Source organism: Methylobacterium sp. Leaf125 (assembly GCF_001423085.1).
Lineage (GTDB): Bacteria > Pseudomonadota > Alphaproteobacteria > Rhizobiales > Beijerinckiaceae > Methylobacterium.
The window spans coordinates 31,598-44,225 of the sequence record NZ_LMNU01000002.1 but is presented as its reverse complement, the minus strand read 5'-3'; the positions used below and the strand labels follow the sequence as shown (position 1 = coordinate 44,225).

Genomic DNA, 12,628 nt, shown 5'->3' with positions numbered 1-12,628 from the left:
TGAGGTGCCCCCCTCGATCGTGAGAACGTGAGCCGGAGACGCGCGTTCCACCGCCTGTCCCGCAGCGACGGCACGGCAAACGGCGTGCGTGCGCCCGCGCACCTTTACGGTAGGGTCAACCTTGCCCTAACCGCTGGTTCGGGACGCCGATCTCACACACAAAAACGCATCTCACACAAAGAAACTCCTGGGAGCCAGAAACCCTCATGAAACTGCCACGCCGCTTCTTCCAGCCGCTCGCCACCGGCGCACCGGCGCCCTTCCGCGAGCTTCCCGTCAAGCTGGAGCGGATGATCCACTTCGTTCCGCCCCACAACGACAAGGTCCGGGCCCGCGTGCCGGAGCTCGCCGCCACCGTCGACGTGGTTCTGGGCAACCTCGAGGACGCGGTGCCGATCGATCAGAAGGAGGCCGCCCGCAAGGGCTTCGTGGCCATGGCCCAGGCCACCGATTTCGCCGCCTCCGGCACCGGCCTCTGGACCCGGATCAACGCCCTGAACTCGCCCTGGATTCTCGACGACCTGTTCGAGATCGTCTCCCAGGTCGGGAACAAGCTCGACGTCGTGATGGTGCCCAAGGTCGAGGGGCCGTGGGACATCCACTACATCGACCAGTTGCTGGCTCAGCTCGAGGCCCGGCACGGCGTGACCAAGCCGATCCTCGTCCACGCCATCCTGGAGACCGCCGAGGGGGTCGCCAACGTCGATGCCATCGCCTCCGCCTCGCCCCGCATGCACGGCATGAGCCTCGGACCCGCCGACCTCGCGGCCTCCCGCGGCATGAAGACCACCCGGGTCGGCGGCGGCCATCCGGATTACCGGGTCGTTGCCGATCCGACCCAGGACGGAGCCGCCCGAGCCTCCGCCCAGCAGGACCTCTGGCACTACACCATCGCCAAGATGGTCGATGCCTGCATGGCCAACGGTCTCAAGGCCTTCTACGGCCCCTTCGGCGACTTCTCCGACGGAGAGGCCTGCGAGGCTCAGTTCCGCAACGCCTTCCTGATGGGGTGCGCCGGGGCCTGGACCCTGCACCCGAATCAGGTCGCCATCGCCAAGCGGGTCTTCGCCCCCGACCCGGCGGAGGTCGCCTTCGCGGTGCGGATCGTCGAGGCGATGCCCGACGGCACCGGCGCGGTGATGCTCGACGGCAAGATGCAGGACGATGCCACCTGGAAGCAGGCCAAGGTCATCGTCGATCTCGCCAAGCTCGTGGCCGAGAAGGATCCGGAACTCGCCAAGACCTACGGTCTCGCCTGAGCGTTTTTCGCCTCCCCTTCGTCATCGGCGGTGCTCCGCCGATGACAAGTGGCCCGGAGCCGCTTATTTTCCGTCGCATGACCGATACGATCACTGCTGATTCCGTGATGAGAACCGCCAAGTTCGGCCTCGGTGCCGTCGTGCGCCACCGCATCTATCCCTTCCGCGGCATCGTCTTCGACATCGATCCGGTGTTCGACAACACCGAGGAATGGTGGCTGGCGATTCCCGAGGAGGTCCGGCCACGCAAGGACCAGCCGTTCTACCATCTGCTCGCCGAGAATGCGGAGAGCGAATACGTGGCCTACGTGTCCGAGCAGAACCTCGTGACCGACACCTCCGGGGAGGCCCTCCGGCATACCGGGATCGCCGAGGTGTTCGAGCGCGGCGCCGATGGCAGCTACCGGATGCGCGGGGCTGCCCACGCCAACTGAGACCCCACCGGGCCGATCGGCGCCGGGAGACAGGCCCGTGAAACGCAATGAGGCCGGGCATCGCGCCCGGCCTCATTGCGTCGGAAGGCCGGCCGCACGAGCGGCCGGCGGGAGTCGCGATCTCAGGGCTTCGGCGCGGGGGCCGGCGCACCGGCGGCCGGAGCCGCGCCGTTGGCGTTCTGCTGCTCGAGCTTCTTGCGCATGTCCTCGCTGCGCTTCTCCAGCTCGGCCTGCAGCTTCTTCTGCTGCTCCTCCAGCACCTTCGGATCGATGGCGGGGCCGTCGAAGGCCTTGCCGAAGCCGGTGATCGGCACCGCGAAGGTGACCTCGCGCTGGGTCTGGTTCTGGACGCTGACGTTGAGGGTGGTGCCCTTCTTCATCGCGGTGACGAGCTCGGGGCCGACATTGCCGGCCTCGGCGAAGCAGCCGTTGGGGAAGCACACGGCGAACTTGCCGGCGGTGCCCTGCTGGCCGTCGATGGTGAAGCGGATGCCCGGCTGCAGCAGCAGGCCGAGGGGCAGCAGGTAGCGGATCACCCGCACTTCCTGCTTCTGAGCGGCATTCTTCATCTCGTAGACGGCGACCGCGAGCACGGGCTGGCCCTGATCGGAGACGAAGTCACGGGTGGTGTAGCAGACGTCGGTGCCGCTGGCCTGGTCCTTGCCGCAGACCTTGGTCCATTCCGTCTGGGCCGGATCGGATTTCACGTTGACGATCTGCGGGCCCGTCTGGGCCGCGCCGGTGGGAGCGGCAGCCGGGGGGGCCGTCGGCGCGGGGGCGGTCGGGGCCGGCACGGCCTTGCCCTTGCCTCCCTGCGCGAGAGCCGGTCCGGCAACCCCCGTCACTCCGGTAAGGCCCGCCAGGGCGAGGAACGCGGCGACGCGCAGCGGGCGCGCGGGACGGTTGGCGAAGAACATCAGCTCTGACCCCTTAAGATGACGGCGTAACGGATTCGGCTCGCGGGATGCGCCTCGAAGCTGGGGCGCGGATTCGCATCGAACGGTTCGGACTTCAAGGGCGCTTCGGGCGTTCGGACGTCCGTTCGGCCCTGGCCCGGCGCATTCATCGCACCAGGCCCGCCGGACAGGCACCTTTCGACCGAGATCGCTTCGAAGCCGACATCCCCCTGGGCCGAGACCACGACTGGACCGGGATCGCAGCGGCGCAGCGGATGAGACCCTCCGCCACCGCGCGGCAACCCGCGGACCGCACCATCGATGGCGCAGTCCCGTCCCGACGACAGGGCGGCCTGCTTTCCCCCCGAATGCGGCGAAGACATGACACCACGGCCGTGGCCGGCGGGCCGCGGCGGCGCCGGGGTTAAGGCGGGCTTAACCCTAAACCTTCATGAACGGTGGGTCGCGGGAGTCAGCGTACGTGCCGGCGCAGCAAGCAGCCCAGTTCCAAGCCTCCCATCTCCTGGACTCGGTCCGGGCGGGAATTCCCCTATCCCAGGCCAGCCGCCGCGTGGCCGGCGGGCCCCTGCCCGGACCCGGCCGTCCGGCCCTGGTCGGGTCCGGGGCCGCGCCGGGGAGTCCTGCGGGCGAGGGGCCCGACAGCGTGCGGGTTCCGCCCCGGGCGCAGCGCCTCTGCACCCTTCTGGCGGGGACGGCCCATGCCCATCCCCAGCGCGTCGCCTTCGTCGATCCGCCGCACAAGCCCCTCTGGAGCGGGCGGCCCGCCATCACCTGGACCTACGCGGCGGCGGCCGAGATCGTCGCCCGCCTCGCCAACGGCCTGCGCAGTTGGCGCCTGGCCCCCGGCAGCCGCATCGGCATCGCCCTCCCGGGCAGCTCCGAGAGCTTTCTCGCCTACCTGGCCGTGGAGGCTGCCGGCCACATCCCGTGCCTGCTGCCGCTGAGCCTCGACGAGGAGGGGCTCCTCGCCGCCGTGCAGCAGGCCGCCCTCCCGGCGGTCATCACCCAGACCCGGTTCGGCCCCCTCGCCCTGGCCGAGCGCCTGTGCCGGGTCGCGGTCCGGTATTTCGGGCTGCGCTACCTCGCCGCCTTCGGCCCGGACGTTCCGGACGGCGTGATCAGCCTCGACGCCATGGCCCTCGACCATGCGGGCGGCCCCTTCGTCCCCGGGCCCGGCGGCCTCATCAGCTTCACCGCGGGCGATCCCGCCCATCCGGTCCACCGCAGCGGCGATGCCCTGCTGGCGGCCATCGCCGTCTACCTCGTCACCGCGCGGGTCCAGCCCGGGGACCGCATCCTCAGCCTGGTGCCGCAGAGCGACCTGCGCGGCCTCGTGACCGGCCTCGGGGCGGCCCTCGTGGCGGGTGCCGGCCTCGAGACGCTCCCGGTGTTCGAGGCCCGCAGCTTTGCCGACGCCCTCGGCCGGCCGCTGCCGACCCGCCTCGTCGTACCGGCGGCGCTGGAGCGAAACCTCGCCGCCAGCCGCCTGCCGCGGACGCTGGAGGCCATCGTCCTCGCGCATCGCGCCCCGGGGCGCCTCGGTCCGCGGACCCTGGCCTCCGAGGCTCATCGCCCGGTCATCGACGTGGTCGCCTTCGACGAGACCGCCCTCCTGGCCGGTGCCCGGGAGGCCAACGACGTCGCCCTGGCGCTGACCCACCCCGAGCGCGCGCACCTGTTCTCGACCCTCATGGCCCTGCGGCGGGACCCGGACGGCCACCTCGCCTTCCGGGGCCGGGCCTGCCACGCCGAGCCGCTGCAGCGCGATATCCTGATCCCCGAGACGGTCGACGCCTGGGCGCCCTCGCCCTTCGCCGCCGGCGTCGAGGACGACCGCACCCTCGCCATCCGGCGCGCCTGAACCGCCCGGCTTCCGGCTGGCTGGCCGGGGGAGCGGGAGGCCCGCCGGCGATCGGCCGCCGCTCCCGCCGCCACGCCGCGAGTGCACTGCCGAAAGCCGGATTGCCGATTCACCGGAACGGGTTGGGTCGCGGGCCGCGCGTGCCAGCCCCACCGAATGATGCGCCGCATCGGTTCGGTTCATCCGCCGCTCAGGGAGTCGGCGGCAGGGTCACGTCCGGAACGTGGCCGGCGAACCAACCGCCCTCACGTGTGTTGTCACACGGGTCTCTTTCCAAGGGACAAAGGATGGGCTAGCACTGATGCTCATGGGTGCGCTGCAACAAGTTCTCGTTGTCGACGATGGTCATCGCGCCATCGATCATTCGCTCGCCGCCGAGCTCGCCGAGCTCGGCTACGCCAGCGTCACCGCCTCGCTCGAGGCGGCGCACGACGTGCTCGCGGTCATCGCGCGCCCGGCCGCCATCCTGCTCCAGGCCTCGTCCCGGCGCGATCCGGCCTATGCCCAGCTCTCCGAGCGCCTGCGCGAGCAGATGCGCCAGGCCGGCATCCCGGTGATCGTCGTCGACGAGACGATGGGCCGCCGGTCCGGCGCCTGCATCGACCTGCAGAGCCAGATCGGCCCCTATGTGCTGAACCACCCGGACCTCTGAGGGGGCGGTCGAAGAGACCGTCCCGACCTGTTGTCTTCCTTGCGAAAAGGGCGTGCCGGCGGCGCGCCCTTTTCGCGTTCCGGCCCTCACGCCGTCTGCTTCCCCCCGGCTACGCCGCCTGCTTTCCCCGGGCTACGCCGCCTGCTTCCCCCCGGCTACGCCGCCTTCTTGCGCCGGGCGATCGTGGACAGGCTGCGCAGGATCGTCGTCGTCACCTTCAGGCGCTCCGGGATCGTGTCGAGCTCGCGGATGAAGACGATGCTCATGTCCGGCCGCACCTTGGCGAAGGAGGCCTGCTCGGCGACGTAGGCCACGAGCCCCTGCGGGTTGGCGAAGGCCTTGTCGCGGAAGTGGACGACGACGCCCTTCGGGCCGGCCTCGACCTTCTCCACGTTGGTGTCGCGGCACAGGATCTTGATAGTGACGATCTTGAGGAGCTGCTCCACCTCCGGCGGCAGCGAGCCGAAGCGGTCGATGAGCTCGGCGCCGAAGCTCTCCATCTCGGCGTCGTTCTCCAGGGTCGAGAGCCGGCGGTAGAGGCCGAGGCGGACGGTGAGGTCCTCGACGTAGTCCTCCGGGATCGTCACCGGCGCGCCGAGCGCGATGGTGGGCGACCAAGCCTCCTCCACCGGCTCGTCGATGCCGGCCTTCAGGGCCGTGACCGCGTCCTCCAGCATCTGCTGGTAGAGCTCGTAGCCGACCTCCTTGATGTGGCCGGACTGGGCGTCGCCGAGCAGGTTGCCGGCGCCGCGGATGTCGAGGTCGTGGGAGGCGAGCTGGAAGCCGGCGCCGAGCGTATCGAGGGTCTGGAGCACCTGCAGGCGCTTCTCCGCCTGGACCGTGAGGGTGCGGTTGGCCGGCGTCGTGAACAGGGCGTAGGCCCGGGCCTTGGCGCGCCCGACGCGGCCGCGCAGCTGGTAGAGCTGGGCGAGGCCGAACATGTCGGCCCGGTGCACGATGAGCGTGTTGGCGGTGGGGATGTCGAGGCCGGATTCGACGATGGTGGTGGAGAGCAGCACGTCGAACTTGCCCTCGTAGAAGGCCGTCATCACGTCCTCGAGCTGGCCCGCGGCCATCTGGCCGTGGGCCACCGCCACCTTGGTCTCGGGCATCTCCTGGTCGAGGAAGCGCTTGACCTCGGCGAGGTCCTCGATGCGCGGCACCACGTAGAACGACTGGCCGCCGCGGTAGCGCTCGCGCAGCAGGGCCTCGCGGATCAGCAGCGGGTCGAACGGCGTCACGAAGGTGCGCACGGCCAGGCGGTCCACCGGCGGCGTCGCGATGATCGAGAGCTCGCGCACCCCCGTCATGGCGAGCTGCAGGGTGCGGGGGATCGGCGTCGCCGACAGGGTGAGCACGTGCACGTCGGCCTGGAGGGCCTTGAGGCGCTCCTTGTGGGCCACGCCGAAATGCTGCTCCTCGTCGACGATGATGAGGCCGAGATCCTTGAAGGCGACGTTCTTGGCCAGCAGGGCGTGGGTGCCGACCACGATGTCGACGGTGCCGGCGACGAGGCCGTCGCGCACCCGCTTCATCTCCGTGGTGGAGACGAAGCGCGACATCTGGGCGACCTCGACGGGCAAGCCCTTGAAGCGCTCGGCGAAGGTCCGGTAGTGCTGGCGCGCCAAGAGCGTGGTGGGCACCACCACCGCCACCTGCTTGCCGCCGAGCGCCCCCGCGAAGGCGGCGCGGAGCGCCACCTCGGTCTTGCCGAAGCCGACATCGCCGCAGACGAGGCGGTCCATCGGCCGGCCGGCATTGAGGTCGGTGAGCACCGCGTCGATGGCGTTGGCCTGGTCCTCGGTCTCGTTGAAGGCGAAGCGGGCGGCGAACTCGTCGTAGAGCCCCTCCGGCGCGTGCAGGCGCGGGGCCTGCCGCACGAAGCGCTCGGCCGCGATCCGGATGAGCTGGCCGGCCATCTCCAGGATGCGCTTCTTCATCTTGGCCTTGCGGGCCTGCCAGGCGCCGCCGCCGAGGCGGTCGAGGGCCACCTCGGCATCCTCCGAGCCGTAGCGCGTCAGGAGCTCGATGTTCTCCACCGGCAGCAGCAGCAGGCCGCCGGCATACTGGATCTCCAGGCAATCGTGCGGCGCCCCCGCGGCCGTCACGGTCTTGAGGCCGACGAAGCGGCCGATGCCGTGGTCGGCATGGACCACGAGGTCGCCGGGCTGGAGGGCCTGCACCTCCAGGATGATGTCCTGCGGGCGCTTGGCCTTGCGCTTCTGGCGCACCAGCCGGTCGCCGAGGATGTCGCCCTCCGAGATCACCGCGAGGCGGTCGACGACGAAACCGGATTCCAGGCCCCAGACCGCGACGGCGATGTCGGTGCCGCGCTTCAGGGCGTTCACCGCCGCGAGGGTGTTGATCGCCACGGGCTTCTTCAGGCCGTGATCGGCCAGCACCGAGCAGAGCCGGTCGCGCGAGCCGTCGGACCAGGAGCCCAGGATCACGTGATGACCGGATCCCTGCAGGTCCTTCACGTGGGCGACCGCCGCGTCGAACACGCTGGCGGCCTCGTCGGCGCGCTCGACGGCGAAGCTGCGGCCCTGGCGGCCCTCGCAGTCGATGGTCGCCCGGTCCGGGCTCTCCGGCATCGAGAACGGCGAGAGCCGGGCGACGGAGGCCGCCGCGACCCGGTCGCGCCACTCGTTGGGGGTGAGGTAGAGGGCGGAGGGCTTCAGGGGCTTGTAGGGCGCGACTCCGGGGGACGGCGCCTTCATCGCCTCGGCGCGGGCGTCGTAATAGTCGCGGATCAGGGTCAGGCGCTCGCCCGCCGCCTCGTCCACCTGGGCGTCGAACACCATCGGCACGCCGGCCACGTAGTCGAACAGCGTGTCGAGGTGGTCGTAGAACAGCGGCATCCAGTGCTCGAGGCCGGCATAGCGCCGGCCCTCGCTGATCGTCTCGTAGAGCCGGTCGTCGCGGGTGGCGGCCCCGAAATTCGAGACGTAGCCCTGGCGGAAGCGCCGGATGGTCTCGGTGGTGAGCTGGACCTCGCTCATCGGCACGAGGTCGAGGGAGCGCAGCTGCCCGATGGTGCGCTGGGTCTCGGGGTCGAAGGCGCGGATCGATTCCAGGGTGTCGCCGAAGAAGTCGAGGCGGATCGGGTTGGGCAGCCCCGGCGGCGACAGGTCGAGGATGCCGCCGCGGACCGCGTACTCGCCCGTGTCCCGCACCGTCCCCGTGCGCAGGAACCCGTTGGCCTCGACCCAGGCCGTCACGGTGTCCATCGGCACCACGTTGCCGATCGCCGCCGAGAAGGTCTCGGTCGCGATCTTCTCTCGGGGCGGCACCCTCTGGATCAGCGCGTTGACCGTGGTGCAGAGGATGCGGGGCTGTTCCTCGGAGGAGCGCGAGCGGGCGAGCCGCGACAGGGCCGTCATGCGCTGGGCCGCGATGGCGCCGTTGGGCGAGACCCGGTCGTAGGGCTGGCAGTCCCAGGCCGGCACGCTCAGCGTCTCGATCTCGGGGGCGACGAACTTCAGGGCGCCGACGAAGGCGGCCGAGCGCCCGGAATCGCGGGCGACATGCACCAGCACCGCCGGCCCCTCGACGTCGCGGCTGAGCGCCCGGGCGAGGTCCGCCACGACCACCGCGTCGAACCCCTCCGGCACGTTGGCGAGCGTCGGGCTGTCGCCGCGCTTCAGCGCCTCCAGGGCCCGGGCGAGGGCACCGGATTTCGGCAGCGCGAAGCGCGCCGTCTGGGGCGCGGGGGCTTTGGCTTGGGGCTTGGCGGGTTGGGGTTTGGCCATCGGGTCGGGGTTTTGCACTCGTGCTGCGCCGGTCGGACCCTGACGGTTCGTCCGGCTTCGTTCGTCTGAAGGACCGCGCCGGCCACCGCGCCGGACGGGTCAGGGCTGCCGGGGCGCGAGGGACGCGCGGGCCCGGACCGTATGTAACCGCGGGCCCGGTCCTTACCAGACCCGGGCGCCCCCGTACCGGCGTTAACGCACCCCACCGCGTTGATCCAGCGCAGCGGCCGAGCGCGCAGGCTCCCCCCAGGCTCCCCCTCCCCCAGGCCCCCCTCTGCGGGAGCGGGTGCCCCCCCTCGTCCCAGTCCTTCTTCCCACGCGGCTTCACCCCCGCGCGCGGTTCCGCGCCGGGGGCATGGCCCAAGTCGGACGCGTCGCCGCAGGGACGACGCCCCCCAGGTTCGAGGCGCGGAACGGGGACGCGGGACGCCGCGGAACCCTGTGTTGCGCTTCATGATGTGCCGGTTCCCCGGCGTCCCTGAGCGCCGGCGTCGCCGCCGGGGCCGTTGGCGTCGCGGTGTCTCCGACGGGTCTCGCGCTGGCGCTAAGTTCGGCGGGTTCTGGGGAGACCCCGCACGCTTCGGAGCGAGCCTTCGTCGCACGCCGCCTCGTCATGGGCGGCGCCGCAGCTTCTTCCCGCTGTCCCAGCGACGGGTCGGACGGCGGGGGCATTTCCTCCCCCGGCGCGCCGCCCTGTGCCGAGCCGGCGGTCATAGCGAGCCGTCGCCCGAGGCGGCAGCGACCGAAGCCACCGACGCGGGCACCGCCCCGCCGCCCCCAAGCCCACCCGGTCGGTCTCCGGTCGGGCTCCCGATTCGTACGGGCGGCAGGTCGGGAGAAAGGAACACGATTTAGGAATATTGTCAAGGTTTTTCGCCGGCCCGGCGGGCCGGCCAGCCCCGGTGCCGACCGCGAGGGCCGCCACCCGATCGGGGCGGCCCCTCGCCTGCCGAGCAACGCCAGGGCTTCCCTTCAGCAACCGAACGGTCAGTCTCGGTCTCCGCAGGGCATGGGTCGTCAAAGTTTGGTGTTCATCGGTCGCTCGCCTTTAAGGTGTTTCGGGTTTGCTTAATGGAAAGCGACTAGAAAGAGCGCAGATGCGGGATGCGCATCGCGGGAACACCTCCGTGCCGTTCTTCGACACTGATCTGCGCGCGCTGATGGCGGCCATCGACCGGTCCCGGGCGCGCATCGAGTTCACCCCCGACGGCACGGTGCTCACCGCCAACGGGCTCTTCCTCGACCTGATGGGCTACAGCCTCTCCGAGGTGACGGGACAGCCCCACGGGCGCTTCGTCTCCCCCGCGGAGCAGGCCAGCGAGGCCTACCGCGCGTTCTGGGACGCCCTGCGCCGCGGCGAGCCGCAGACGCGCGCGTTCAAGCGCTTCGCGAAGGATGGCCGGGCGGTCTGGATCCAGGCCACCTACAACCCGGTCCGCGATCGGGCCGGGCGCGTGACCCGGGTGGTCAAGCTCGCCACCGACGTCACCGCGGAGGTCCTGCGGGCCATCGACCATGACGGGCAGCTCGAGGCCCTGCAGCGCTCCCAGGCCGTCATCGAATTCGGCCTCGACGGCACGATCCTCGCGGCCAACGCCAATTTCCTGGCCGCGGTGGGCTACAGCCTCGACGAGGTCCAGGGCCGCCATCACGGCCTGTTCGTCGACCCGGAGGAGCGCGCCGGGGCCGCGTACCGCGCGTTCTGGGCGGAGCTCGCCCGCGGCGAGTTCCGCTCGGGCGAGTTCAAGCGCATCGCCAAGGGCGGCCGCGAGATCTGGATCCAGGCCACCTACAACCCGATCCGGGACCGGGACGGGGTGCCGATCAAGGTGGTCAAGTTCGCCACCGACATCACCGCGCAGAAGCTGCAGGTCGCGGACGCGATGGCGCAGCTGGCGGCGGTCAACCGCTCGCAGGCGGTGATCGAGTTCGCCCCCGACGCGACCGTCCTCGACGCCAATGCCAATTTCCTGACGGCGCTCGGCTACGGGATCGAGGAGATCCGGGGCCGGCCGCACGCCCAGTTCGTCGAGCCCGGCTACGCCCAGACGGCCGAGTATGCCGCCTTCTGGGACCGCCTGCGCGCCGGCCGCTTCGCGTCGGGCATGTTCCAGCGCTTCGGCAAGGGCGGCCGGTCCGTGTGGATCCAGGCGAGCTACAACCCGATCTTCGATCCCGCCGGCCGCCTGACCAAGATCGTCAAGTACGCCACCGACGTCACCGCCAACATGGCGGCGCGCTCCGTCGCGGTCGAGGCCGCCGAGCGCACCCTCGACAACGTCCAGGCGGTCACGGATGCGGCCGACGTCATGAACGCCTCCGCGCTGGACATCTCCCGCAGCATGGCCCAGTCCAAGACCGTCGTGGACGACATCCACGGCCGGGCCGGGGAGGCGGATGCCGCCACCGAGCGGCTGCGGGGCGCGGCCCAGGCGATGAGCGGCGTCGCCACGATGATCACGGACATCGCCCAGCAGATCAATCTCCTGGCCCTCAACGCGACGATCGAGGCGGCCCGGGCCGGCGAGGCCGGGCGCGGCTTCGCGGTGGTCGCCACCGAGGTGAAGAACCTGGCCGGCCAGGCCGCCGCCGCCACGAACCGGATCAGCAGCGAGATCGCCGGCATGCAGGCGGTCTCCGGCGAGGTCGCCACCACCCTGGCGACGATCACGGCGGCGATCGGCACGATCAGCCGGCATGTCGACGGCGTCACCGCCGCGATGGACGAGCAGGCCCAGGCCACGGGCGCGATCCTGGCCAGCATGCAGCAGGCGGCCGACGGGGTGTCGAGCATCAGCACGGGCCTGGACGACTGGACCATCGGCATGGAGGAGCGGCGCACCGACCGGCGGACGCGCGTCCTCCTGCGCGCCGCGATCCACCTGCCCGGCGGCGCGCGCATCGCCTGCTCCATCCGCGACCTGTCCGAAGGCGGCGCGCGCCTGCAACTGGGCCAGCCCGCAACGGTGCCGGACCGCTTCGCGGTCGTCGTCGACGGGGATGGACGCCGGTTCGACTGCGCCGTGCGGAATCGGTCCGGCATCAGCCTGAACGTGCAGTTCCTGTCCTCGGCCGACCGCCGGCCGGCGGTGCACGCCCACGGTCGGTGACCGAACCTGGTCCCGGACAAGATCGGCCCGGAATAAGATCTGCCGGGACCGATGCCCATCCGAGCGGATCGCGCGGCGGGTCCGCTCGGCCGCGGGCGGCGGCCGGCCGCTCAGTCCACGTGGACGGCGAGCTTCATCTTCGGATGCACGCCGCACAGCACGAGGAAGTCGCCCCGCTGCGGGAACACCATCGTGGTGCGGCTGCCGGGGGCCTGGTCGCCGAAGTCGCGGCGGATGCCGTCCGCCTCGATATAGGCGTGGTGGACGGCCGTCGCCTCCTCGTTGGACAGCACGATGGACCCGCCGGCCTGCAGGGTGACGGCCTGGAAGCCGAATTGTCGGGCTTTCTGGATCACGATGCCGGCGACGTTCGCGGCATGGGCGTAGGCGTGGAGGCACCCGAAACAACAGGTCAAACCCGCCGCATACGCGAAAACGCGCCGCTTCATCAAGGATCCCATAATATAGACCTGCGCTATATTTTTGTTTTATGTTCTCAAGCGCAGAGTAAGTCGCGAAAGTTTCAAAAGCATTGCGCCCTTGATTCTGACGAAGTTTTGAACGGATTTGGTTGATTCGCGGTAGAACAACTCGATCGTTTTTTGGGTATCGCTGCCGACGTCTGAGGATCTACGGTCTGCTC

The 12,628-nt window shown here is 70.7% G+C and carries 8 protein-coding genes; 5 read left to right on the top strand and 3 right to left on the bottom strand.

Features of this window, described 5'->3' with window-relative positions:
• The first annotated feature begins 206 nt into the window (after positions 1–206).
• Both ASF58_RS06085 and hspQ read left to right on the top strand, forming a co-directional pair.
• On the top strand, positions 207–1,259 hold the full coding sequence (locus ASF58_RS06085) for a CoA ester lyase (RefSeq protein WP_055949013.1): 1,053 nt from the start codon (positions 207–209) through the stop codon (positions 1,257–1,259).
• Between the two features lie 107 nt (positions 1,260–1,366).
• On the top strand, positions 1,367–1,693 hold the full coding sequence (gene hspQ / locus ASF58_RS06080; protein ID WP_244472571.1) for a heat shock protein HspQ: 327 nt from the start codon (positions 1,367–1,369) through the stop codon (positions 1,691–1,693).
• Between the two features lie 122 nt (positions 1,694–1,815).
• On the opposite strand, the gene ASF58_RS06075 is transcribed toward hspQ, so the two are convergent.
• The gene (locus ASF58_RS06075; RefSeq protein WP_055949005.1) at positions 1,816–2,610 is read right to left on the bottom strand and encodes an invasion associated locus B family protein; all 795 of its coding nucleotides are present in this window, start codon (positions 2,608–2,610) and stop codon (positions 1,816–1,818) included.
• A gap of 460 nt (positions 2,611–3,070) precedes the next feature.
• Between ASF58_RS06075 and ASF58_RS06070 the strand changes: the two genes are divergently transcribed.
• Positions 3,071–4,471, top strand: a complete 1,401-nt coding sequence (locus ASF58_RS06070; RefSeq protein ID WP_348271569.1) for a class I adenylate-forming enzyme family protein — start codon at positions 3,071–3,073, stop codon at positions 4,469–4,471.
• A gap of 307 nt (positions 4,472–4,778) precedes the next feature.
• Entirely contained in the window at positions 4,779–5,123 is a 345-nt protein-coding gene (locus ASF58_RS06065) for a hypothetical protein (RefSeq protein ID WP_055949215.1), read from the top strand.
• Positions 5,124–5,278: 155 nt separating this feature from the next.
• On the opposite strand, the gene mfd is transcribed toward ASF58_RS06065, so the two are convergent.
• Complete coding sequence (mfd, locus tag ASF58_RS06060; RefSeq protein WP_055949002.1) at positions 5,279–8,875, bottom strand: transcription-repair coupling factor; 3,597 nt, start codon at positions 8,873–8,875, stop codon at positions 5,279–5,281.
• A gap of 1,097 nt (positions 8,876–9,972) precedes the next feature.
• Between mfd and ASF58_RS06055 the strand changes: the two genes are divergently transcribed.
• Complete coding sequence (locus tag ASF58_RS06055) at positions 9,973–11,985, top strand: PAS domain-containing protein (RefSeq protein ID WP_244477207.1); 2,013 nt, start codon at positions 9,973–9,975, stop codon at positions 11,983–11,985.
• A 110-nt stretch (positions 11,986–12,095) separates the two neighbouring features.
• Here ASF58_RS06055 and ASF58_RS06050 read toward each other — a convergent pair whose 3' ends face one another.
• Positions 12,096–12,434, bottom strand: a complete 339-nt coding sequence (locus tag ASF58_RS06050) for a hypothetical protein (RefSeq protein ID WP_055948998.1) — start codon at positions 12,432–12,434, stop codon at positions 12,096–12,098.
• Positions 12,435–12,628: the final 194 nt, after the last annotated feature.

Coding starts and splice junctions, on each gene's coding strand:
- ASF58_RS06085 (WP_055949013.1), top strand. CDS start 207: ATGAAACTGCCACGCCGCTTCTTCCAGCCGCTCGCCACCGGCGCACCG.
- hspQ (WP_244472571.1), top strand. CDS start 1,367: ATGAGAACCGCCAAGTTCGGCCTCGGTGCCGTCGTGCGCCACCGCATC.
- ASF58_RS06075 (WP_055949005.1), bottom strand. CDS start 2,610: ATGTTCTTCGCCAACCGTCCCGCGCGCCCGCTGCGCGTCGCCGCGTTC.
- ASF58_RS06065 (WP_055949215.1), top strand. CDS start 4,779: ATGGGTGCGCTGCAACAAGTTCTCGTTGTCGACGATGGTCATCGCGCC.
- mfd (WP_055949002.1), bottom strand. CDS start 8,875: ATGGCCAAACCCCAACCCGCCAAGCCCCAAGCCAAAGCCCCCGCGCCC.
- ASF58_RS06055 (WP_244477207.1), top strand. CDS start 9,973: ATGCGGGATGCGCATCGCGGGAACACCTCCGTGCCGTTCTTCGACACT.
- ASF58_RS06050 (WP_055948998.1), bottom strand. CDS start 12,434: ATGAAGCGGCGCGTTTTCGCGTATGCGGCGGGTTTGACCTGTTGTTTC.